The organism is Variovorax boronicumulans NBRC 103145, assembly GCF_001591345.1.
Classification (GTDB): Bacteria; Pseudomonadota; Gammaproteobacteria; order Burkholderiales; family Burkholderiaceae_C; genus Variovorax; species Variovorax boronicumulans.
Genome location: NZ_BCUS01000034.1, coordinates 33,055 through 55,738, shown reverse-complemented (window position 1 = coordinate 55,738; position 22,684 = coordinate 33,055). Strand labels below are relative to the sequence as shown.

The window sequence follows — 22,684 nt, the reverse complement described above, 5'->3', positions numbered from 1 at the left end:
GAGGCCACGCAAGCCGCATCCGGCGCCGCGGTGCCCGCGGCCGACATCCTGGCCGGCGCCAGCTCGGCGGTCGCCCCGGTGGTCGCCGAGGTGGTGAACACCGTCGAGCACGCGGTCACGCCGCTGGTGTGTGAGGTCGTGGCCCCGATCACCAGCCTGCTCGACCACAGCGGCACAGGCTCCGCGCTGGCGCCCGTGACGAACATCCTGCACGGCCTGCTGGGCTGACCGAAGGCGGGAGGGCCGGCAACGGCCCTCCCCATTGTTCCAATTCGCGCACACGAAGGCGCAGCGCACCGCTTCCGGCGCGCTGCGCCTTCGTACGCCTGCCGTGCACAATCGGCGCTCCCGAGACCAGAGCCCCTCTGCCCCACGCCGCGCATGCGAATCCACGAACTGAAACGACGACTCCGCGAGGCCGGGGCCGGCCCCAGCCACGAGCAGCGCATCCTGCGGCTGTGGTCGCATGCGCTGCCGCGCAACAGCGGCAGGCGCCTGCCGGCCACCTTCTTCCCGTCGTCGCTGATGGAGGCCCTGCCAGCCATCGAGGCCGAGCTTGCGGGCCTGGCGCGCATCCACGCGGTTCACCCCGGTGCCGACGGCTCCGAGCGGCTGCTCGTTGCGCTGGCCGACGGCCAGACCGTCGAGAGCGTGCTGCTGCCGCGCGACGGGCTGTGCGTGTCGTCACAGGTCGGCTGCGCCGTCGGGTGCCAGTTCTGCATGACGGGCCGTGACGGCCTGCTGCGCCAGGTCGAAAGCGCCGAGATCATTGCGCAGGTCGCGCTCGCGCGCCTGCGCCGGCCCGTGCGCAAGGTGGTGTTCATGGGCATGGGCGAACCGGCGCACAACCTGGACAACGTGATCGAGGCCATCGAGCTGCTCGGCACGGTCGGCAACATCGGCCACAAGAACCTGGTGTTCTCCACCGTGGGCGATCCGCGCGTGTTCGAGCGGCTGCTGCAGGCGCGCGTGCGGCCCGCGCTGGCGCTCTCGCTGCACACGACCAATGCCGAGCTGCGCAAGAAGCTCCTGCCGCGCGCGCCGAACCTGACGCCCGAAGCCCTCATCGACGCAGGCGAGCACTACGCCCGTGCCACCGGCTACCCGATCCAGTACCAGTGGACGCTGCTCGAAGGCGTGAACGACGGGCCCGAGGAAGTCGAGGGCATCGTGCGGCTGCTCTCGGGCAAGTACGGCGTGCTGAACATGATCCCGTTCAACACGGTGGACGGCGTGGCTTTCGGCCGCCCGTCGCGCGAGCGCTGCGAGCAGATGGCCCGCACGCTGCACGAACGCGGCATCCTCACGAAGCTGCGCTATTCGGCCGGCCAGGACGTCGACGGCGGCTGCGGCCAGCTGCGGGCACGCGCGGCCGAGGTGCGGGTGACGGTGCCGATCCGCCGCGCCGACGACCGGCTCAGCTGAGCGAGGCCATCCAGTCCCACACCGCGCCGGGCGCCTCGACCATCACGTTGTGGCCATGCGGACCCAGGTCGCGGGCGTCGGGGTCGACGGAACGGGTCTGTTCGATCGTCACCAGCGCGTCGTGCCGGCCCTGGCCGAGATGAACCGGGCAGCGCGCCAGGCCGACCAGTTCGGACAGCGGCGGCTTGCCCACGGCATTGGCGCGCGGGTCCATCGCGAGGCGCCAACCCTCCTCATCTTTCGTCACGCCGCGCGCCACGACGGGCGCCGTCGCGTCGGCGATCGCGGCCAGGCCGGAGACCTTCAGGTAGCGGTCTCGCGCCTCCTCTTCCGTCGCGAAACGCTTGGCCGGCTGCGTTGCCAGCGTCTCCATGCGGCGGACCTCTTCATCGCTCCACGCGACCTTGATGCCCGCCGCGAACACCGCGTGCGGCACGACGCCGAACCACCCCGTCGCGAGCGCAAGGCCGATCACACCGCCCAGCGAGTGCCCGAGCACCACGAGCCGGCCTTCGGGCTGCAGATGCGGCAGCACCGCACGCGCCACGGTCGCCGCGTGCTGACCGATGGCGTAGGAAGCCTGCCGGTCCGATGCGCCGTGCCCGGGCAGGTCGAGCGCCAGCCAACGGCCGCGCCATCGCGCATCGGCCTGCGCACACAGCGGCGCCCACACCGCGCCTGTCGCGCCCATGCCGTGCAGCAGCAACAGCAGGTCCGCGCCTTCGCCGCCTTGTTCCGTGTACATGTCCTTTGTCTCCTGGCACTTTCGATGGCGCGAGAATACCCGGCGACGCCCCGAAAAGGGCCCGATCGGCACCCGCTGCCGCAAGACAGCGCGGGGCCTTGTCCGGCCCCGTTTGCGCGGAATGGCTGACGCGCCGTACCCTGTGGTCCGAGGCATGCTTGGCGTTGTTTTTCCCCCGTCTCCCCGACGCTTCTCTTTTCCCTTCTCCTCCAAAGGCTTTCGCCGCCCCTCAAGAACCCATGCTTGATCGCCGATCCTTCCTCGCCGCCGGCAGTGCCGCCGCCGCACTCGCCGCCCTGGGACTGCCCGAAGAGGCGCTGGCCGCCAACGGCCTGCAACTGAGCCAGCCGGCGCCCTTCTCCTTCGATGCGCTCGTCGCGCAGGCCAAGCGCCTCGCGGCCCGCCCCTACACCGCCGCCGCGCCGCTGGCGCCGCAGGTGCTGGAGCGCATCGACTACGACGCGCACGGCAAGATCCGCTTCGACCCCGCCAACGCCCTCTTCCGCGACGGGCCCGGCGCGTTTCCCGTCACGTTCTTCCACCTCGGCCGCTTCTTCCAGACGCCGGTGCGCATGCACGTGCTGGAGACCGCCGGCGGCGACAGCTTTGCGCGCGAGGTGCTCTACAGCCCGTCGTACTTCTCGATGCCCCCTGACAGCCCCGCGCGCGCACTGCCCGAAGGCGCCGGCTTCGCGGGCTTTCGCCTGCAGGAAAGCCGCCTGGGCGACCAGGGCAAGCTCGACTGGCAGAAGAACGACTGGGTCGCCTTTCTCGGCGCCTCGTACTTCCGCGCCATCGGCGAGCTCTACCAGTACGGCCTGTCGGCGCGCGGCATCGCGCTCGACGTCGCGGTGCCCGACAAGCCCGAGGAATTCCCGAACTTCACGCGCTTCTATTTCGAAACGCCGGCCGCGGGCAACACCACCTCGATGACCGTCTACGCGCTGCTCGAGGGGCCGAGCGTCACCGGCGTGTTCAAGTTCGTCATGCAGCGCGGCAAGGCCGTGATCATGGACATCGACGCGCGCGTGTTCCTGCGCCGCGACGTGTCGCGCCTGGGCCTGGTGCCGCTCACGTCGATGTACTGGTACTCGGAAACCATCAAGCCCACCGCCATCGACTGGCGCCCCGAGGTGCACGACTCCGACGGCCTCGCGATCTGGAACGGCGCGGGCGAACGCATCTGGCGACCACTCAACAACCCCACGCAGACCCGCGCCTCCGCGTTCGCCGACACCAAGCCGCGCGGCTTCGGCCTGCTGCAGCGCGACCGCAACTTCGACCACTACCAGGACGGCGTCAACTACGAGAAGCGCCCGAGCCTGTGGATCGAGCCGCTGGGCGACTGGGGCGAAGGCTCGGTGCAACTCATCGAGATTCCGACCGACGACGAGATCCACGACAACACCGTCGCCTTCTGGGTGCCCAAGGCCGATGCGAAAGCCGGCGCGAGCTACAGCCTGCAATACCGGCTGCACTGGACCGACCAGGAGCCCTTTCCGTCACCGCTCGCGCGCTGCGTCGCCACCCGCATCGGCCGCGGCGGCCAACCGGGCCAGCCGCGCCCGCAGGGCGTGCGCAAGTTCATGGTGGAGTTCATCGGGCAGCCGCTCACCACGGTGCCCTTCGGCGTCAAGCCCGAACTGGTGCTCACCGCGCCGCGCGGCAAGTTCTCCTACGTCTTCGCCGAAGCTGTGCCGAATGGCGTGCCGGGCCACTGGCGCGCGCAGTTCGACTTCACGCCCGAGGGCACGGAGCCTGTCGACATGCGGCTGTATCTGAAGAACGGGGATCAGACGTTGACGGAGACCTGGCTGTATCAGTATCAGCCGGGGTGAGTGGGAGCCCCGGACGGCAAGGCAGGCCGCGGGGCATCCGCAGCAGCCAAATTTCGAGATCTGACAAGGGTCGATGCTGTGGGCAGTGACCTGCCTCAGCCTCGGAAGCGAAGCCAGAGTTCGTTGATTCGCAGTGCTACGGATGCCCAATGGCGAGATCAGACACGCTTACATCCTCGGGCGATCCGATGCCCCGTCCAGACACTTCCACCGGATGTCTGCAACGACTACGCCAGCCAACATGGTCGACGGATGAGGAAATCGGTCTCCCTTGAGCACCCAGGCGGTTCGATTCCAAATGTTGAATGCGTCGGCCAGCGCATGGCTGTCGTCCACCCGCGCGACCCAAAGACCCGAATACGGACACGGTGAGCCTCCGTCAAACCACTTGTCGGCACTATCGATAGCTGATTGGCTCTCGACGGAAGACAGATGGGCCTTCTTGGCCCGTGCCGAAAAAATGAGACCACCGATGCATCCAACAATCAGGCCGGCGAGCGCGCCGACAGCCATATAGAAAATACCGAGAACGGCACCAATCGCGTCACCCGCACTGTGCGCACAATCTCCGCATATGGTGAGACCAACACATCCGCCAATGAACGCGCCGATGATCGAAAAAGGAAGCCACAACATATTGCAGCCTCAGTTGATTCGCGCGTTGGTCAGTTGCATGTCTTCGAACTGACTGCCTGTGAAGTCGACCTGCTCGCCCTGCAGGTTGGTCGCACTCACCTGCGTGCCTCGGCATTCGAGCAACTTCAAACGCGACCACTGGCTCGCATCGAAATTGAGTGCGGTCCAATTGCAACGGGTGAATGTGCAATCGCTAAGCGTGCTGGCCTTGAGCTGCAACGCGCTGAAAGTGCAGTCGACGAAGGTGCATCCGCTGATGGCGATCCGCTGCATGTCGCACTGACTGAAGGAACAGCCGCTGAACTGGCACATGCTCCAGACAGCGTGTTGAAAAGTGGTCGATGTGAAGCTGCTGCCGCTGAAAGCGCTCGACGAGAAAGTGACCAGATTCAGGTCGAGGCCAGCGTAGGCATTGCCGTCGCTCTGACCGGAAAGACCCGCCGGCGCACCGCCTGCGCCCTTTCGCCATTTGTCGTGGTCCTCGATGATTTGTTTAGCGCTCATGGTGCACCTCGAAAAATCCAACTGCACATGAGGGCACCACGCGGCCCAGAAACATCAGAGTGGCGGTGCCATTGCTATGAAGCGTGCGCGTTGGCGCAGCACGGAGTGCGGACATGTGTTCCTCCCAGAAGCCGCTCCTGTGGATCAGGAGTCAGGCCGCGGATTGTGGGAGGCCCATGCGCGCAAAAACAGGGGGAAAGAATCGGGCAACTATTGCGTGGCGAGCAGCGTGACAGACTGCACGCACCGCTCATTGCCCAGGCCGGTCCTGACCGGCCCCGGCCGCTATCGCTTCGTGACCGACACCAGCTCGACTTCGAAATTCAGCGTCGCATTCGGCGGAATCAGGCCGTTGCCCGCACCGCGCGCACCGTAAGCAATCGACGCCGGGCAGGTCAGCTTGGCCTTGCCGCCCGGCTTCATCTTCTGCACGCCTTCGGTCCAGCACGGGATCACGCCGTTGAGCGGGAACTCGGTGGGTTCGCCGCGCTTGTACGAGCTGTCGAACTCCTTGCCGCTGTCGGGGAAGGTGCCGCGGTAGTGGACCTTGACCACGTCGGTGGCGGCGGGCGATGCGCCGGTGCCTTCCTTGAGCGACTGGTAGATCAGGCCGCTGGGCGTGGTGACCGCCGCGGACTGCGCAAAGGCGGCGGGAATGGCAAGGACGGACACGAGCGCGGCACAGAAAAATGACTTCACGAAACACCTCGGTGGTTGAAAAGCTGCCGATTATGGACAGCCCTCGTGAAGCCCCCTGTACGCCGATGTATCCGATGGAACGGCCCTTGCTTTGGGACGGGTGCACTGTCACCATCCGCCCAGAGAGGAAGCCCCCATGCGCGCCAACGACGCTCCGCCGGCCCCCGTCGCCGGCACCGGTCATCTCAAGAAAGTCCTCGGTCCCGTCCAGTTGTGGGGCATCGCGGTCGGCCTCGTCATCTCGGGTGAGTACTTTGGTTGGAGCTACGGCTGGAACACGGCCGGCACGCTCGGCTTCCTGGTCGCCACGGTGCTGGTGGCGACGATGTACACGACCTTCATCTTCAGCTTCACCGAGCTCTCGACCGCCATCCCGCACGCGGGCGGCCCCTTCGCCTATGCGCGGCGCGCCTTCGGCCCGCGCGGCGGCTTCGTGGCCGGCTTCGCGACGCTGATCGAATTCGTCTTCGCACCGCCGGCCATCGCGCTGGCGATCGGCGCCTACCTCAACGTGCAGTTCCCGGGCATCAACCCGAAGTGGTTCGCGGTGGGGGCCTACGTGGTCTTCATCGGGCTGAACTGGATCGGCATCGGCATCGCGGCCGCGTTCGAGCTGTTCGTCACGGTGCTCGCGATCTTCGAGCTGTTGGTGTTCATGGGCGTGGTCGCGCCGGGCTGGTCGATGGCGAACTTCGTGGCCAACGGATGGGCCGGCGGCAATGTGCTGAACGGCGCGGCGGTGTCGGGCATCTTCGCGTCGATCCCGTTCGCGATCTGGTTCTTCCTGGCGATCGAAGGCGCGGCCATGGCGGCTGAAGAGGCGCGCGATCCGCACCGCACGATTCCGCTGGCCTACACCACCGGCATCGTCACGCTGGTGCTGCTGGCCTTCGGCGTGATGATCTTCGCGGGCGGCGTGGGCGACTGGCGCCAGCTCGCGAACATCAACGACCCGTTGCCGCAGGCCATGAAAGCGGTGGTGGGCGCCAACAGCGGCTGGCTGCACATGCTGGTGTGGATCGGCCTGTTCGGCCTGGTCGCCTCGTTCCACGGCATCCTCATGGGCTACTCGCGCCAGATCTTCGCGCTTGCCCGCGCCGGCTATCTGCCGAGCTACTTCGCCGGCCTGAGTCCGCGCTTCGACACGCCGCACCGCGCGCTGCTGGCCGGTGGCGTGGTCGGCATCGCCGCCATCTTCAGCGACGAGTGGGTGCAGTTCGGCGGACAGACGCTCACCGCCAACATCGTCACCATGGCCGTGCTCGGCGCGATCGTGATGTACCTGATCTCGATGGCCGCGCTGTTCAAGTTGCGGCGCACCGAGCCCGACCTGCTGCGCACCTACCGCGCGCCCTTCTACCCCGTGTTCCCCGCCGTCGCGCTCGGGCTCGGGCTGGTGTGCCTGGGCGCGATGGTCTGGTTCAACCCGATGCTCACGGTGCTGTTCCTGGTGCTGATGGCGGCGGCCTACGGCTACTTCCTGCTCACCTCGGCGCAGCGCGATGCCGCCGCGCCTGACGCGATGCTGTCTTCCACGCCCTGATAAAAAAGATGCGCTACCGCACCACCATTGCCGGCCAGGGCTTCGCCTTCGACGATCTGCGACAGGTGCTCGCCTGCGCCAGCCCCGCGCGCTCGGGCGACTACCTCGCGGGCCTCGGCGCGGCGACCGCCCAGCAGCGCATGGCGGCGCGCCATGTGCTGGCCGACACGCCGCTGAAGCAGTTCCTCACCGAGGCGCTGATTCCCTACGAGCAGGACAACATCACGCGGCTCATCATCGACACGCACGACGCGCAGGCCTTCGCGCCAGTCGCGCACCTCACGGTCGGCGACTTCCGCAACTGGCTGCTGTCGGAACAAGCCACCACAGAGGCCCTCGCCGCGCTGGCACCGGGCCTCACGCCCGAGATGGTGGCGGCCGTGTCCAAGCTCATGCGCAACCAGGACCTGGTCGCGGTCGCGAAGAAGTGCCACGTCGTCACGCGCTTTCGCGACACCATCGGCCTGCCCGGCCACCTGGCCGTGCGCCTGCAACCCAACCACCCCACCGACGACCTGCGCGGCGTGGCTGCCTCCACGCTCGATGGCCTGCTCTACGGTGCGGGTGACGCGGTGATCGGCATCAACCCCGTCTCCGACAGCCTGCCGGTGCTCGGGCGCCTGCTGCACATGCTGGACGAGGTGATCCAGCGCTTCGAGATCCCCACGCAAAGCTGCGTGCTCACGCACGTGACCAACACGCTGAAGCTCGCCGAGGCCGGCGCGCCGGTGGACCTCGTGTTCCAGTCGATCGCGGGCACCGAGAAAGCGAACCTCTCGTTCGGCGTGACGCCCGCGCTGCTCGACGAGGCCCACGCCGCGGCGCAGTCGCTTGCGCGCGGCACCGTCGGCAACAACCTCATGTACTTCGAGACCGGCCAGGGCAGCGCACTCTCGGCCAACGCCCACTTCGGCGTCGACCAGCAGACCTGCGAGGTGCGCGCCTATGCGCTCGCGCGGCGCTACCAGCCCTTGCTCATCAACACGGTCGTCGGCTTCATCGGCCCCGAGTACCTGTACGACGGCAAGCAGATCATCCGCGCCGGGCTCGAAGACCACTTCAGCGGCAAGCTGATGGGCCTGCCGATCGGCTGCGACATCTGCTACACCAACCACGCCGAAGCCGACCAGGACGACATGGACACGCTGCTCGTGCTGCTGGGCACGGCGGGCATCAACTTCATCATGGGCATCCCGGGCGCGGACGACGTGATGCTCAACTACCAGAGCACCTCGTTCCACGACGCCCTCTTCCTGCGCGAGACGCTGGGCCTGAAGCGCGCGCCCGAGTTCGAGGCCTGGCTGCAGCGCATGCAGATCACCGACACCGCCGGCCGGCTCGCACCGCCCACGGCCAACCGGCTGTTGAGCGACATGGGCGGGCTGTCCGCGCTGGCGCCATGAGCGATTCACCCGTCACCTCCAACCCCTGGGCCCAATGGCGCGCCGCCACGCCCGCGCGGCTTGCACTCGGCCGCGCCGGTGCCGGCATGCCCACCGACGAAACGCTGCGCTTCGGCTGGGCCCACGCGATGGCGCGCGACGCGATCCATGCAGCGCTCGATGTCGACGCACTCGATGCCGCACTGCGCGCGAACCAGTGGGACGTGAATCGCGTGCGCAGCCGCGCGCCCGACCGCACCACCTACCTGCGCCGCCCCGACCTGGGCCGCCAGCTCGATGCCGAAGACGCCGCGCGCCTGCGCGACGATCGGCCTGCAGGCGGCTGCGACGTCTGCCTTGTGATCGGCGACGGCCTCTCCTCGCTCGCCGTCGCTCGCCACGCCGTGCCGCTGCTCGCCGCACTGCGCCCGCAGCTGCCGCCCGGCACGCGCCTGTCGCCCGTCTTCATCGCCACGCAGGCGCGCGTGGCGCTGGCCGACGAACTGGGCGAAGCGGTGGGCGCGGCGCTGTCGGTCATGCTCATCGGCGAACGCCCGGGCCTGAGCTCGCCCGACAGCCTGGGCATCTACCTGACCCATTCGCCGCGCCGCGGCCGGCACGACGCCGAACGCAACTGCATCTCGAACGTGCGGCCCGAGGGGCTGTCGTACGCGCAGGCCGCCTTCAAGCTCGCGTGGCTGGTGCGCGAGTCGCTGCGCCGGGGGTTGAGCGGTGTGGGGCTCAAGGATGAGAGCGACCTGGCGGTGCTGGCTGCAGGCCCGGACGCCGTTGCCTATGATCCCGGGACCGATCCCCAGGAGACAAGCAGATGAACGCCCCCCGCTACCCCCTCGCCGAACTGAAAGACCTGCCCGACGACATCCGCACCGCGATCCTTGCCGTGCAGGAAAAGGCCGGCTTCGTGCCCAACGTGTTCCTCGGCCTTGCGCGCCGCCCCGCCGAGTGGCGGGCCTTCTTCGCGTACCACGACGCGCTGATGCTCAAGGAAGAAGGCTCGCTCACCAAGGGCGACCGCGAGATGATCGTCACCGCCACCAGCGCGGTCAACCAATGCCTGTACTGCGTGGTGGCGCACGGCGCGCTGCTGCGCATCTACGAGAAGAAGCCGCTGGTGGCCGACCAGGTGGCGGTGAACTACCGCAAGGCCGACATCACGCAGCGCCAGCGCGCGATGCTCGACTTCGCGATGAAGGTCTGCGAACGCTCGCACGAGATCGACGACCGCGACTTCGGGCCGCTGCACGCGCACGGCTTCGACGACGAGGACATCTGGGACATCGCGGCCATCACCGCCTTCTTCGGCCTGAGCAACCGCCTGGCCAGCTTCAGCGGCATGCAGCCGAACCCCGAGTTCTTCCTGATGGGCCGGCTGCCGCGCGAAAAGAAGTAAGAAGCCGAAGCTGCGGGCGCGCTCAGGCCTTGCCGCGGCACGAGGCCAGCGCATCGAGCGCGGGCTTGTAGGTGGGCGTGGCCACGTCCATGAGGCCCAGCACCGTGTGATAGAGGTTGTCGTGCGTGAGCGGCGCATCCAGGCCCGCTTCCATGCATGAACGCGAAAGCTTGCGGCGCTCGCTCATGCCGTCGCCGAACCAGGTGACCATGGGCACGTGCTTTTGCGCATCGGGCGCGAAGCTGTAGGGCACGCCGTGCAGGAACAGGCCGTACTCGCCCAGCGACTCGCCGTGATCGCTCATGTACAGCAGCGCCGTGTCGTACTGCTTCGATTGGGTCTGGAGCCAGTCGATGGTCTGGCCGAGGAAGTGGTCGGTCTGGGCGATCGAGTTGTCGTAGACGTTCATCAGCTCGGCATGCGCGCACTCGGCCAGCGCGTTGGTCTTGCACTCTGGCGTGAAGCGCTTCAGTTCGGGCGCCGAGCGCTTGTAGTAGGCCGGGCCGTGGCTGCCCATCTGGTGCATCACGAGCACGACGCCCTTGGCGCGGCGCTCGGCGGGCAGCGCGGCGATGCGTTCATCGAGGCCCGTGAGCATCACGTTGTCGAGGCATTCCTCGCCGTCGCACAGGGCCTTCTTGGTGGCCGCATCGAGCCCGTCGAAGGCCGAGGCGTTCGGGATGCGCGCGCACACGCCCTTGCAGCCGGCCTGGTTGTCGAGCCAGAACACGGCCAGGCCCGAGGCCTGCAGCACGTCCATGAGGTTCTCGTACTCGTCCTTGCGCGACTCGTAGCCGCTCTTGCCCAGGGGCGAGAACATGCAGGGCACCGAGGCCAGCGTGTTGGTGCCGCACGAGCGCACCTCGCGGTAGCTCAGCACATTGCGCTTGGCGAGCTCGGGCGTGGTGTCGCGGGCGTAGCCGTTGAGGCCGAAGTGATCGGAACGCGCGGTCTCGCCCACCACCACGACGAACAGCGGCGGGCGCTTCTGCGCCGCATAGCTCGCGCCCAGCGCCGTGCCTGCGGTGATCGGGATCAGCTTGCTGCTGCGCTTGAACATCGGCTTGAGCACCACGGCGCCGGCCGAGTACAGGCTGGCGATCGGGTTCATCATGTAGCGCAGGTGCACGTTGTTGCGCATCAGCGGCGCGAGCTGCCGGTTCATGGCCACGGCCGTGACCACCGCCACGACGGCGGCCAGCACCAGCAGCAGCGCGTTGCGCCAGACGTGCGACAGCAGCCCCATCGGCACGATGCGCACGCGCCAGATCGCCCAGGCCGCGGGCAGCACGACCACGAGCACGTTGAAGGCCATGCGCCCGCTCAGCAGGTCGCGCGCTTCGTTGGGGTCGGTCTGGAACGCGTTCGCGATCATGCTCGGGTCCATCACCACGCGGTACTGGAGCATGTAGTGCTGCGCCACCGCGGCGATCACGACCACGAGCAGCCACAACGGCTTCATCCAGCGCGACCAGGCCGTGAGCGACAGCATCGCCACGGTGCCGCAGAAGGTGAGCATGCCCAGCGCGGCGATGGTCGGCATGTAGGTGCTGGGCGCGCCGCCCAGGCGGGCCAGGTCGTTCAGCAGCGGCCAGTTGGCGGTGAGGCCGAGGTACAGGCTGAGCCAGACGATCACCTGCCGCGTCGAGCGGGGCTGCGAGATCCAGCGGTCGATGCGTTGCCAGAAAGTACCGGCGGCGCCCGCATCCGACAGCGGCGCGGGGCGGGATTCAGATCGGCTGGGAGCACGCGCCAGGAGCGCGGAGTCGAGACGCGAAACAGACATGCCGCCAATGTAGGCAGCGTGCCTGAAGAGAGCCTGAACAGTTCATTCAGAGCGCATTCAGGCTCGGCCGATGCGCGCGCGGCGCAGCAGACGCAGGCGCGGGCTGCGCGACACCGCGCGGCCGGCGGGGCGGCTGATGCCGCGCTCCACCACGATCGAGACCAGCGCCGCCAGGATCGCGGCGGCCGTCACGTCGGTCGGAAAATGCAGGCCCAGGTACAGCCGGCTCCAGGCCACCACCACCGCCGCCACCAGCGCCAGCCGCATGGGCGTGCGCCACGGCAGGCACCACAGCGAGAAGGCGGCGGCAAACGTGCCGGCCGCATGCAGGCTGGGGAAGCCCGGGCGCACACCCTGCGGCACCCACTGGATGCCCAGGCCGTAGAACGCGGGCCGCGGGAACGGCAGCACCGAGCGGAACACGTTCACCACCAGCCACACGACGAGCACGCTGACCAGTGCGGTGAAGAAGGCGTGGCGCCAGCGGCGGTCGAAGGCCGCGGCGGCCGCGATGGACAGCGCCAGCAGCGCCGGCAGCACGTCGGACGCGAACATCGCGAAGCGCAGGCTCCACGCCGGCGCGGAGGCCGAGGCGTTGATCCAGCTGAACAGGGCGAAATCAAGGGCTTGCATGCAGGGGCGCGGTGCGCTCGATGGGAGGGGACGTGCGGCGGCGCGTCGCCACCAGCTCGATGAGGAAGCCGACCGTCCAGCAGACCCAGGCGGTCCACAGCGTGTGGCTCATGTAGTGCGCGCCGCGCATCTGCTGCGCCACGCCGAGCACGAGGCCGGCGACCAGCGCCACGCACAGCCACACGACGGCCCCGCGCGGTGCCACGCGCCGCAGCACGAAGTACCCGCCTAGGTAGGCAAAGGCGGCCGAGGCATGGCCGGCCGGGAAGCAGCCGCCCGGCCCGCCGTCGTGCTGGCCCCAGGCCCAGTGCGACACATAGCGCGCCACGCCGCCGAACTCCTTCAGGTCCCAGGGGCAGCTGGTGTCGCTCGCGTGCTTGATCAGGCTCACGGCCAGCACCGAGGCCAGCACCGTCAGCGCCAGCTGCACGCGGGCGCCCGTGTCCAGGCGCCGCAGCACGCCCACGGGCCAGCGGATGGCGGCGAACAGGCCGATTACCAGCAGCCAGCTGAGGTTTCTCGCGCCCTCGTGCATCACGTGGACCAGGAAGGGGTTCTCGCGCCAGGGAAAGCCCATCGGCGTGCCGGCCAGGCGAGCCAGCGGCAGGTCGCCGCCAAGGGCGTCCCAGATCATCAGCAGGGCCAGGGCAAGCAAGGTCAGGGCTCCGAGACGGAGATGCGGGGTACGACGGGTCATGAAGAAAAACAGGCCTCGGAACAGACTGGCGCGAGCCTACGCACGCGGGATGAACCCAGTCTGAAGCGACCTGAACGATTCCTGACGCGATCGCCAGAGGGGCGGCGCTAGACTTCGAGTTTTTGTAAGGGCCACCGCGTGCGAATCTTGCTGGTCGAAGATGACAGTTCGTTGGCAGACGCGGTCTGCAGCTACCTCGTCGCCAAGGCGTTCGTCGTCGACGTGGCCCCCAGCTTGGCCGAAGCGCGCGGCGCCCTGCTCTCGGTGCAGTACGCGGCGGTGCTGCTCGACCTGCACCTGGGTGATGGCGACGGCCTCTCTTTGCTGCCGCAGGTGCGCGCGCTGCGCGAGCCGCCCATCGTCATCGTGCTCACGGCGCGCGACCAGGTCACCGACCGCATCCGCGGCCTCGACGCGGGCGCCGACGACTACCTCATCAAGCCCTACGACCCGGCCGAGCTGCTCGCGCGGCTGCGCGCCGTGGAACGCCGGCGCAGCGCCAACACCTCGCCGGTGCTGCAGCTGGGCACGCTGGAGATCGACCTGGCCCACGACCGCGTGCGCAAGGACGGCGTGCCCGTCGTGCTCACGCAGAAGGAATGGGCCCTGCTGCGCGTGATGGCCACGCGGCCCGAGCGCATCCACACGCGCGACAACCTGGCCGACGCGCTGTACGGCTTCGGCGACGAGGCCGACAGCAACACGCTCGAGGTGTTCATCAGCCGGCTGCGGCGCAAGCTCGGGCGCAGCCACATCCAGACGCTGCGCGGCCTGGGCTACCGGCTGTCGTTCTCTGCGGACGACGAGGAATGACCAGCGCCCTGCTGCGCGACCGCCGCGATTCGCTGGCCGGGCGCCTCACGCGCACGCTGATCCTGTGGGTCGGCGGCGTGTGGCTGCTGTGCGTGCTCGCCGTGGTCTGGTACGTGGACCGCGAGATCAACCACAACTTCGACAACGAGCTGGTGGAGGTGTCGCACCGCATGTTCGACATGGCGGTGCAGGAGCTCGAGAAGCTGCGCCTGCGCCATGAAAGCGGCAAGCAGGACACGCCGCTGATCGCACCCAAGCAGCTGTTCTCCGAAGACGCCGTGATGTACCAGGTGGTCGACGTGCACGAGCACGTGCTGCTGCGTTCGGCCGAAGCCCCCGACGACGCCTTCGACGTGCCGCTGGCCGCCGGCTTCGCCAACAACCAGACCTGGCGCATCTACACCGTGCGCCACCCCACGCTGGGCCTGTACTTCCAGGTGGCCGACCCGCTCGACGAACGCCGCCGCGCGCTGAACCGCACGCTGTTCGGCCTGATCATTCCGCTCGGCGCGGTGCTGCCGTTGCTGGCGCTCGTGCTGCGCCGGGTAGCGCGCACCGAGCTGCGCGTGCTGCAGCAGCTGGCCGCCGAGATCGAGAAGCGCAACGGCGCGGACCTGCGCCCCATCACCCTGCCCGGCCTGCCGCAGGAGCTGCGCGCGGTGGGCGACCATGTCAACCGGCTGCTGCAGCGGCTGTCGCAGTCGCTCGACGTGGAGCGCGCGCTGGCCGCCAATGCCGCGCACGAGCTGCGCACGCCGCTGGCCGCCGCGCGCCTGCGGTTGCAGACCGCGCTCGACCACGACCTGAAGCGCACCGACGTCGAAGGCGCGCTGCAGGCGCTGCAGATGCTCAGCCACCGCGCCGAAAAGCTGCTGCAGCTGTCGCGCGCCGAATCGGGCGCCTCGCTCGCGCGGGCACGGGTCGACCTGGTGCAGCTGGCGGGCACGGTGGCACAGGAGTTCTGGCAAGACCCGCAGACCAACGAGCGCCTGAAGCTCAAGGTGCCCGACAGTGCGGCGCCCGTGGCCTTCGGCGACGTCGACGCGCTGGCGATCGCGCTGCGCAACCTCGTGGAGAACGCGCTGCGCTACAGCGGCGACGGCCGCGTGACGATCGAGGTGGCGGCGCCGTGCGTGCTGGTGGTGCGCGATGCCGGCCCCGGTGTCAGCGCCGAGCAGCTGCAGTCGCTGCACCAGCGCCATGTGCGCCACGGCTCGGACCGCGCCGGCTACGGCCTGGGCATGTCGATCGTGAGCACCATCGTCGAGAAGCACAACGCGACGCTGGAACTGGCCTCACCGCCGCCCGGCATGGCGCGCGGCTTCGAGGCGCGCATCGTGCTGCGACCGGCCTGAGCTTTTTTCGCAGACGCGTCAGCGCGTCCTCAGTCGCTGACGATCTCGCGCAGCCAGTCGGGCAGCGCCAGCGCCTTCTGCTTCGGAAAGTCGACCCAGATGGTGGTGGCGCCGCCGGCCGCGCAGAGCACCTCGGGCGCGTCTTCGCGGACCATGGTAGCCCAGCTCTCGAAGGTGGTGCGCCCCGGGTCGCTCACGTACATCTTGATCCGCACGTTGCCCGGGTACTCGATCTGGCGGTAGAAGTTGCAGAAGGCGTTGACGATCACCATGCCCTCGCCGCCCGGCGTGGGCTCCACGCCGAGCGAGCGGATCCAGTCGATGCGCGCCGTCTCGAGGTAGCGGAAGTAGGTGCCGTTGTTCAGGTGGCCCATGGCGTCCATGTCGCCCCAGCGGATGGGGATCGACATCTCGTACACGAGCTTCTTCTTTTCGGGGATTTCGATTCTCATCGGTGGGCCTTGATGGATGCGAGGATGCCCAGGACGAACAGCGCCGCCGCCACCCACTCGGTGGCCTGCGGCCAGCGGCCGTCCCAGAGGAAGGAATAGAGCAAGGCGAATAGCGTCTCGCTCACGATGAGCTGGCCGCACAGGCTGGCCGAGAGGCGCTGGCTTGCGACGTTCCAGAGAATGGTCGCGAGCCACGACGAGCCGAAGCCGCTCGCCAGCGCGATCCAGATGAACAGCATGCCGTTGGGCTGCGACTGCAGCGTGGCGGCATCGCTGCCCGCCACCGCCCACAGCAACAAGGCCCCGAGGCCGGTGGCGATGCCCAGCCAGTTGGCCCAGTCGGCCGCATGCACCTCGCGGTGCCGTTGCAGCCAGGCGGCGTTGAGCAGGCCGTAGACCGTCCAGCTCACCATCGAACACAGCGCCAGCGCGATGCCCCAGCCGAAGCGCGCACCACCGCCACCACCCGCGCCGTGCTGAGCCGACCACGCGCCCCAGATCATCAGCGCGATGCCCGCGCCCGTGAGCAGCAGGCCGGGCAGCAAGGCCCGCATGTGCAGGCCCGCGGGCCGGCCCAGCAACATCATCCAGACGGGAATGGTGCCGATGATGAGGCTGGACACCTCGGTGCCCGCCGCCGCGATGCCGAAGGCCAGCAGCAGGTAGTAGCCGCTGAAGCCCAGCACGCTGAGGCCGAGCGCCGCCAGCGCCTGCCGGCCCGTGGGCCAGCGCACGGCCGCGGGCCGTGCGAACACCGCCAGCGCCGACACCGCGCCGAACACCGCGAAGCGCGCCGCCGTAATGTCGACCATGCCGAAGTGGCCGACCATGCGCGGCGCCACGAACACCAGGCCCCAGAGCGCGCCCGCACCCAGGCCGGCGGCAATGCCGATCCAGGCCCGCGGACTCAGAGGGCGAACCCGTCGTCGGCCGCGATGACCGCGCCGTTCACGAAATGGCTCTCGCCGCTGGCCAGCAGCACGATCAGGCCGTCGAGGTCTTCGGGCTTGCCCACGCGCTTGCGCGGCAGCATGCTGACCAGCTTGGCGCCGCCTTCGGTGCTCCAGTGTTCTTCGTTGAGCTCGGTCGTGATGTAGCCCGGGCACAGCGCGTTCACGTTGATGCCGAAGCGGCCCCATTCCAGCGCCATGGCCTTGGTCATCTGCACCACGGTGGCCTTGCTCATGCAGTAGGTGCCGATCTGCGGCATGACCTTCAGCGCCGCTGACGACGCGATGTTGATGATGCGTCCGCCGATGTAGGTGCCCGGCGCCTTGCCCTGGGCGCGCGCCAGCATGCGCTTGCCGACCTCCTGCGCGACGAAGAAGGAGCCCTTCACGTTGGTGTCGAAGATGTAGTCGTAGTCCTCGGGCGTGACGTCCTGCAGGCGCTGCGTAGCGCTCACGCCCGAGTTGTTGACCAGGATGTCGATGGGCCCGACCTCGGTCTCGGCGCGCGCGACGGCGGCCTTGATGCTGCCGATGTCGGTCACGTCGAGCTCGACCACGTGGGCGTCATGGCCCTCGCCTTCGATGCGCGCGCGCAGCTCCTTGAGCTTCTCGACGCGGCGGCTGGCCAGCACCACGGCGGCGCCGGCACGGGCCAGTGTCTTGGAAAACTGGGCGCCCAGTCCGCTGGAGGCGCCGGTGACGAAAGCCACGCGGCCGGAGAGATCGATGCTGTAAGCCATGAGCTGAATCCTGTGGAGTCGCGCAGGTGACGCAGGGTGCCTCGCCTCCGGGCGACAAGGCCACCGCCGGACGCCGCATAAAATGCCCGGCGAACCGGGACGCCCCCGCGCCTCTAAAAATCATTATCGACCCAACCCACATGACGCACGACGAAATCCTCGCCCAGTTCGGCCCTCGCGAAGCCATGGAATACGACGTGGTCGTGGTCGGCGGCGGCCCCGCCGGCCTCTCGACCGCGATCCGCCTCAAGCAGCTCGCCGCCCAGCAGGAGAAGGAAATCTCCGTCGTGGTGCTCGAGAAGGGTTCCGAGCCCGGCGCGCACATCCTGTCGGGCGCCATCATGGACCCGCGCGCGCTCAACGAGCTGCTGCCCGACTGGGAGGAACTCGGCGCCCCGCTGAACCAGCCCGTGACCGACGACGCCATGGTGTTCCTGAGCGAAAAGTCGGGCCTGCGCACGCCCAACGCCTTCCTGCCGGCCTGCTTCCAGAACCACGGCAACTACATCATCAGCCTGGGCGCCTTCACCAAGTGGCTGGCGCAGCAGGCCGAGAACCTGGGCGTGGAAATCTTCCCGGGCTTCCCGGCCGCCGAAGTGCTCTACAACGAGAACGGCTCGGTGCGCGGCGTGGCCACCGGCAACATGGGCGTCGGCAAGGACGGCGAACCCACCGAGAACTTCCAGCTCGGCATGGAACTGCTGGGCAAGTACACGGTGTTCGCCGAAGGCGCACGCGGCCACCTGGGCCGCCAGCTGATCGCCAAGTTCAAGCTCGACGAAGGCCGCGACCCGCAGACCTACGGCCTGGGCGTCAAGGAAGTCTGGGAAATCGATCCCAAGCGCCACCAGCCCGGCTTCGTGCTGCACACGGCCGGCTGGCCGATGGACAACAACACCTACGGCGGCGCCTTCCTCTATCACATGGAGGACAACAAGGTCACGATGGGCTTCATCACGGGCCTGGACTACAGCAACCCGTACCTGAGCCCGTTCGAGGAAATGCAGCGCTGGAAGCTGCACCCCAACATCCGCTGGTACCTCGAGGGCGACGAAGCCAAGGGCATCAAGCCCGCCAAGCGCATCGGCTACGGCGCGCGCGCCATCACGGCCGGCGGCCTGATGTCGCTGCCCAAGACGGTGTTCCCGGGCGGCGCGCTGGTCGGCTGCGAAGCCGGCTACCTGAACGTGAGCCGCATCAAGGGCAGCCACGCCGCCATCAAGACCGGCATGCTGTGCGCCGAAGCCGCGTTCGACGCGGTCATGGCCGGCCGCCAGCACGACGAACTCACGGCCTACCCGGCCGCGTTCGAGAAGAGCTGGCTCTACACCGAGCTGAACAAGGCGCGCAACTTCAAGGCCTGGTTCAAGAAGGGCCTGGGCATCGCCACGGTCATGAACGGTGTCGAGCAGTGGCTGCTCAAGGGCCACATCCCATGGACCCTGCGCCGCAACAAGCCCGACCACCAGTACCTGAAGCCGGCCGCCGAGTGCAAGCCCATCGTCTATCCGAAGCCGGACGGCAAGCTCACCTTCGACCGCCTGTCGAGCGTGTTCATCAGCAACACGAACCATGAAGAGCAGCAACCCGCCCACCTGACGCTGAAGGACGCGTCGGTGCCGGTCAACGTCAACCTCGCCAAGTTTGCCGGCCCCGAAAGCCGCTACTGCCCGGCCGGCGTGTACGAGTTCGTGCCCGACGAAGCCAGCGCCGGCAAGGAGCGCCTGCAGATCAACGCGCAGAACTGCGTGCACTGCAAGACCTGCGACATCAAGGACCCGACGCAGAACATCGTCTGGGTCACGCCCGAAGGCGGCGGCGGTCCGAACTACGTGGGCATGTAAGCCCCGCAGCATCGATGCATGAAAGCCCTCTTCGGAGGGCTTTTTTCATGGCGCTTCAGGCGAGGTACGCGGCAACCTCGTCGGGCGTGAGGAAGTGCACCAGCGACACCTGCGGGTTCTGCTCGGCGTGCAGCACGTGGGTGAACCCGGTCCAGCCGCGCGCGGGCTTGTCGTCCGTCTCCAGCGCGACGAGCACCAGCCGCCCCTGCCGGCGCGCGTTCTCGCGCAGCGTGCCTTCGCCCCAGGACCACGCCATGCGATCCACCAGCTCGCACTGGGCGAAGGCTGTCGCCTGCAGCCAGAGGAAGGCGGCGGCATCGCTGTCCTCGTCGCGGCGTGTGCGCGGCGGCTGCCGGATGCCCAGCGTCTGGGCGTGCGTTTCCATCAGGTCCTGCAGCAGCGAGAAGGCGTGGAAGTTGTTGTTGATGCCCTGTGCGCGAACGACCATGCCCGCGCGCGACGCCGGCAGCAGGACCACCAGCTCGTCCTCGTACGACAGCTGGGCCGCGGCGCGCAGGAAGTGCAGGGCCTCGAAGGGCAGCGAGTCGTTGGCGTACATCGCCTCGATGTGCGCGAGCAGGCCTGCGTCCGCCACCAGCGACTGGTGATTGCGCACATCGCGCACCACCATGGTCATGAGCGGCAGCACCAGCAGGTCGACCGCGCGCTGCAGCGCATCGACCTCGAAACGCGCCGGCGGCGACAGCGCAGCGAGCGCCGCTTCGGCGGCCTGCCAGGCGGCGAGTTCTGCCTCGTCCTGCGGTTCTTCGTCGTCCTCATCGGGTTCGTACGGCTGCGCCGCGCAGTAAGGCGCCAGCGACGCCAGCAGGCGCCCCGCCAGCTGCCGCACGGCGTCGAACATGAGCTGCGGATCGGCGCCATTCTCGACCAGCGCGCCGCAGAACACCGCCAGCAACGCGGCCCGGTGCGGATGCAGCTCGCCGAGCTGCGCGACGGCGGCCCGCAGCACCTCGTCCTTCGCCGAGCCCTCCACCACCTCGAAGTAGAGCCCACGGACCTCCGGCCGCTTGAAGAAGGAGGCCTGGGTGTCGAGGTCGGCGTCCTGGAGCACAGGCAAACGCAGGGTGGCGAGGAGATCGGGAGGCAGCATGGGCATGCGCAAATTGTGCGATACCACCGACGCTATCCTCGCGACACAAGGACACAAGGAGACAGGACCCCATGCACATCGTCATCACCGGCGGCGCCGGCTTTCTCGGCGCACGCCTGGCGCGCACCCTCCTGGCGCTGGGCCAGCTCTCGCTCGCCGGCGCGCCCGCCCGCGACATCGCCCGCATCACGCTGGTCGACCGCGCTCCGCCGCCGCCCGACCTCGCGGCCAACCCGCGCATCGCGGCCGCCACCGGCGACCTCAACGCCCAGCTGGCCGACGACGCAGCCACCTTCTGGCGCGAGGCCGACGCAGTGTTCCACCTCGCGGCCGCCGTCAGCGGCGAATGCGAGGCCGACTTCGACCTGGGCATGCGCAGCAACTTCGCCGCCACGCACGGCCTGCTCGAGAAGCTGCGCGCGCTCGGCACGCGGCCGGTGCTGGTGTTCTCGAGCTCGCTCGCCGTGTTCGGCGATTCGCCCGAGCAACCGCTGCCCGCGCTCATCGACGACCACACGCTGCCCACGCCGCAGACCAGCTACGGCATCCAGAAATTCATCGGCGAGCAATTGGTGGCCGACTACACACGCAAGGGCTTCGTGCAGGGGCGCAGCGTGCGCCTCATGACGGTGAGCGTGCGCCCCGGCCAACCGAACGGCGCGGCCTCGGGCTTCTTCAGCGGCATGATCCGCGAGCCGCTCGCCGGCCTGCGCGCGGCCTGCCCGGTGCCCGACGAGACGCCCGTGGCCATCGCCTCGCCGGCCCGGACCATCGAAGGCATCGTGCGCGCCGCCGAAGCCAGCGACGCCGACTGGGGCCCGCGCACCGCGCTCAACCTGCCCTCGCTGGCCACCACCGTGGGCGAAATGGCCGCCGCGCTCGAACGCGTGGCCGGCCGCGCCGCCACCGACCTGCTCGACCGCACACCCGACGCCGCCATCCGCCGCATCGTGAAAACCTGGCCCGGGCGCTTCGACACGCCGCGCGCGCGGGCCCTCGGTCTCACGGCCGACGAGAGCTTCGACGCAGTGATCCGCGCCTACGTCCGTGAAAGTCCCGACGCGGTCAAACTGGTTATTGGTGCATAGTCATTTCCTGACCTGCGCCTGACGCGCTTTCGACCCCCACCCCCCGGAGACACCATGAAATTCGGCCACATCGCCGCCGCCTGCCTTTCGCTCGCCCTGGGCACCGCCGCCTTCGCGCAGCAACCCACCGTTCTCAAGATCGGCTATGCGACGTCCAAGGAATCGCATTACGGCGTGGGCTCCACCGTGTTCTGCGAAGAGGTCGAAAAGAACACCCAGAACCGCTTCAAGTGCCAGCACTTCGCCAATTCGGCGCTGGGCGGCGAGCGCGAGCAGATCGAAGCGATCCAGCTCGGCACGCAAGACCTGCTGAACACCTCGACCGGCCCCGTGGGCAACTTCGTGCCCGAGGTCAAGATCGTCGACATCCCCTTCCTGTTCCGCGACTACGACCATGCCCGCAAGGTCATGGACGGCCCCATCGGCCAGGACATCCTGACCAAGTTCCCGAGCAAGGGCATCATCGCTCTGGCCTGGACCGAAAACGGCTTCCGCCACATGACGAACAGCAAGCGCGATATCGTCAAGCCCACCGACGCGGCCGGCCTGAAGATGCGCACCATGGAAAACAAGGTGCACATGGACGGCTACCGCACCTTCGGCATCCTGCCCACGCCGATGGCCTTCCCGGAACTGTTCGGCGCGCTGCAGCAAGGCACGGTCGACGGCCAGGAAAACCCGATTCCGGTGATCCTGTCCTCGAAGTTCTCGCAGGTGCAAAAGCACCTGTCGCTCACCGGCCACGTCTACTCGCCGGCGCTGCTGCTGCTGTCGCCCAAGGTGTGGAACAAGCTGTCGGACGCCGACAAGAAGGTGTTCACCGAAGCGGCGAAGAAGGCCTCGATCGCACAGCGCAAGAAGGTCAACGACGACGAGAACAACGGCATCGCCCAGCTTGAGAAAGACGGCATGAAGGTCACGCGCACCGTCGACGGCGCGGCCTTCCGCGAAGCCCTGAAGCCGGCCTACGTGGGCTACGCCAAGGAATTCGGCGCCGACAACATCAAGAAGATCACGGACGTCAAGTAAGAC

General features: G+C 68.4%; 23 protein-coding genes. 12 read left to right on the top strand and 11 right to left on the bottom strand.

Going from position 1 to position 22,684, the window contains the following annotated elements; genetic code table 11:
• Nucleotides 1-228 (top strand): hypothetical protein (locus VBO01S_RS32670; RefSeq protein ID WP_218005398.1); only part of this gene is annotated, 228 nt, incomplete at its 5' end.
• Between the two features lie 153 nt (nt 229-381).
• Entirely contained in the window at nt 382-1,425 is a 1,044-nt protein-coding gene (locus VBO01S_RS12500; RefSeq protein WP_062474463.1) for an RNA methyltransferase, read from the top strand.
• Here the strand turns inward: VBO01S_RS12500 and VBO01S_RS12495 are convergent.
• Nucleotides 1,418-2,170: an alpha/beta fold hydrolase gene (locus VBO01S_RS12495; RefSeq protein ID WP_062474461.1), complete on the bottom strand. Its 753-nt coding sequence runs from the start codon at nt 2,168-2,170 to the stop codon at nt 1,418-1,420. The two genes, VBO01S_RS12500 and VBO01S_RS12495, sit on opposite strands and share 8 nt — an antisense overlap.
• A 239-nt stretch (nt 2,171-2,409) precedes the next feature.
• Between VBO01S_RS12495 and VBO01S_RS12490 the strand changes: the two genes are divergently transcribed.
• Nucleotides 2,410-4,008, top strand: a complete 1,599-nt coding sequence (locus tag VBO01S_RS12490; RefSeq protein WP_062474459.1) for an OpgD/OpgG family glucan biosynthesis protein — start codon at nt 2,410-2,412, stop codon at nt 4,006-4,008.
• 168 nt (nt 4,009-4,176) lie between these two features.
• On the opposite strand, the gene VBO01S_RS32390 is transcribed toward VBO01S_RS12490, so the two are convergent.
• From VBO01S_RS32390 to VBO01S_RS12480, 3 genes are all read right to left on the bottom strand, one after another.
• Nucleotides 4,177-4,644: a hypothetical protein gene (locus VBO01S_RS32390; protein WP_157627356.1), complete on the bottom strand. Its 468-nt coding sequence runs from the start codon at nt 4,642-4,644 to the stop codon at nt 4,177-4,179.
• Nucleotides 4,645-4,653: 9 nt separating this feature from the next.
• Complete coding sequence (locus tag VBO01S_RS12485) at nt 4,654-5,148, bottom strand: pentapeptide repeat-containing protein (RefSeq protein WP_062474457.1); 495 nt, start codon at nt 5,146-5,148, stop codon at nt 4,654-4,656.
• Between the two features lie 285 nt (nt 5,149-5,433).
• A complete protein-coding gene (locus VBO01S_RS12480; protein ID WP_062474455.1) occupies nt 5,434-5,847 on the bottom strand; it encodes an FKBP-type peptidyl-prolyl cis-trans isomerase in 414 nt (137 codons plus the stop codon).
• A gap of 136 nt (nt 5,848-5,983) precedes the next feature.
• Between VBO01S_RS12480 and eat the strand changes: the two genes are divergently transcribed.
• The 4 genes from eat to VBO01S_RS12460 are packed head-to-tail and all read left to right on the top strand — an operon-like array spanning nt 5,984 to nt 10,183.
• Nucleotides 5,984-7,390, top strand: a complete 1,407-nt coding sequence (eat, locus tag VBO01S_RS12475) for an ethanolamine permease (protein WP_062474453.1) — start codon at nt 5,984-5,986, stop codon at nt 7,388-7,390.
• 8 nt (nt 7,391-7,398) lie between these two features.
• Nucleotides 7,399-8,793 (top strand): ethanolamine ammonia-lyase subunit EutB, encoded by a 1,395-nt coding sequence (locus tag VBO01S_RS12470; RefSeq protein WP_062474451.1) that lies wholly within the window; start codon nt 7,399-7,401, stop codon nt 8,791-8,793.
• Nucleotides 8,790-9,605, top strand: a complete 816-nt coding sequence (eutC, locus tag VBO01S_RS12465; RefSeq protein ID WP_062474449.1) for an ethanolamine ammonia-lyase subunit EutC — start codon at nt 8,790-8,792, stop codon at nt 9,603-9,605. The genes VBO01S_RS12470 and eutC overlap by 4 nt, the downstream gene beginning before the upstream one ends.
• Complete coding sequence (locus VBO01S_RS12460) at nt 9,602-10,183, top strand: peroxidase-related enzyme (protein ID WP_062474448.1); 582 nt, start codon at nt 9,602-9,604, stop codon at nt 10,181-10,183. The genes eutC and VBO01S_RS12460 overlap by 4 nt, the downstream gene beginning before the upstream one ends.
• A 22-nt stretch (nt 10,184-10,205) precedes the next feature.
• Here the strand turns inward: VBO01S_RS12460 and VBO01S_RS12455 are convergent, their stop codons facing one another.
• From VBO01S_RS12455 to VBO01S_RS12445, 3 genes are read right to left on the bottom strand one after another with little or no spacing between them, the layout of a single operon-like run.
• Nucleotides 10,206-11,969: a phosphoethanolamine transferase gene (locus VBO01S_RS12455; RefSeq protein WP_062474446.1), complete on the bottom strand. Its 1,764-nt coding sequence runs from the start codon at nt 11,967-11,969 to the stop codon at nt 10,206-10,208.
• Nucleotides 11,970-12,026: 57 nt separating this feature from the next.
• Entirely contained in the window at nt 12,027-12,602 is a 576-nt protein-coding gene (locus VBO01S_RS12450) for a phosphatase PAP2 family protein (RefSeq protein ID WP_062474441.1), read from the bottom strand.
• Nucleotides 12,589-13,299: a phosphatase PAP2 family protein gene (locus tag VBO01S_RS12445; RefSeq protein ID WP_062474439.1), complete on the bottom strand. Its 711-nt coding sequence runs from the start codon at nt 13,297-13,299 to the stop codon at nt 12,589-12,591. The genes VBO01S_RS12450 and VBO01S_RS12445 overlap by 14 nt, the downstream gene beginning before the upstream one ends.
• A 138-nt stretch (nt 13,300-13,437) precedes the next feature.
• On the opposite strand from VBO01S_RS12445, the gene VBO01S_RS12440 reads away from it, so the two are divergent.
• Together VBO01S_RS12440 and VBO01S_RS12435 are read left to right on the top strand one after the other, a co-directional pair.
• Nucleotides 13,438-14,112, top strand: a complete 675-nt coding sequence (locus tag VBO01S_RS12440; RefSeq protein WP_062474437.1) for a response regulator — start codon at nt 13,438-13,440, stop codon at nt 14,110-14,112.
• Nucleotides 14,109-15,467 carry a sensor histidine kinase gene (locus VBO01S_RS12435; protein ID WP_062474435.1) on the top strand — a complete coding sequence of 453 codons (1,359 nt, stop codon included), beginning with the start codon at nt 14,109-14,111 and terminating at the stop codon, nt 15,465-15,467. Before VBO01S_RS12440 ends, VBO01S_RS12435 begins: the two co-directional genes overlap by 4 nt.
• 29 nt (nt 15,468-15,496) lie before the next feature.
• Here the strand turns inward: VBO01S_RS12435 and VBO01S_RS12430 are convergent, their stop codons facing one another.
• The 3 genes from VBO01S_RS12430 to VBO01S_RS12420 form a co-directional block, all read right to left on the bottom strand.
• Nucleotides 15,497-15,919, bottom strand: coding sequence for an acyl-CoA thioesterase (locus VBO01S_RS12430; protein ID WP_062474433.1), 423 nt, complete (start codon nt 15,917-15,919; stop codon nt 15,497-15,499).
• Nucleotides 15,916-16,749 (bottom strand): DMT family transporter, encoded by an 834-nt coding sequence (locus VBO01S_RS12425; protein ID WP_442267803.1) that lies wholly within the window; start codon nt 16,747-16,749, stop codon nt 15,916-15,918. Before VBO01S_RS12425 ends, VBO01S_RS12430 begins: the two co-directional genes overlap by 4 nt.
• Before the next feature lie 77 nt (nt 16,750-16,826).
• Nucleotides 16,827-17,609, bottom strand: a complete 783-nt coding sequence (locus VBO01S_RS12420) for an SDR family oxidoreductase (RefSeq protein WP_062474430.1) — start codon at nt 17,607-17,609, stop codon at nt 16,827-16,829.
• Nucleotides 17,610-17,749: 140 nt separating this feature from the next.
• Here VBO01S_RS12420 and VBO01S_RS12415 point away from each other — a divergent pair, with 140 nt between their 5' ends.
• Complete coding sequence (locus tag VBO01S_RS12415) at nt 17,750-19,453, top strand: electron transfer flavoprotein-ubiquinone oxidoreductase (RefSeq protein WP_062474428.1); 1,704 nt, start codon at nt 17,750-17,752, stop codon at nt 19,451-19,453.
• A gap of 55 nt (nt 19,454-19,508) precedes the next feature.
• Here the strand turns inward: VBO01S_RS12415 and VBO01S_RS12410 are convergent, their stop codons facing one another.
• Nucleotides 19,509-20,570 (bottom strand): hypothetical protein, encoded by a 1,062-nt coding sequence (locus tag VBO01S_RS12410; RefSeq protein WP_062474426.1) that lies wholly within the window; start codon nt 20,568-20,570, stop codon nt 19,509-19,511.
• Between the two features lie 65 nt (nt 20,571-20,635).
• Here VBO01S_RS12410 and denD point away from each other — a divergent pair, with 65 nt between their 5' ends.
• Together denD and VBO01S_RS12400 are read left to right on the top strand one after the other, a co-directional pair.
• Nucleotides 20,636-21,652, top strand: coding sequence for a D-erythronate dehydrogenase (denD, locus tag VBO01S_RS12405; RefSeq protein ID WP_062474424.1), 1,017 nt, complete (start codon nt 20,636-20,638; stop codon nt 21,650-21,652).
• A 54-nt stretch (nt 21,653-21,706) separates the two neighbouring features.
• Nucleotides 21,707-22,681, top strand: coding sequence for a TRAP transporter substrate-binding protein (locus VBO01S_RS12400; protein ID WP_062474422.1), 975 nt, complete (start codon nt 21,707-21,709; stop codon nt 22,679-22,681).
• The last annotated feature ends 3 nt before the right edge of the window (nt 22,682-22,684 follow it).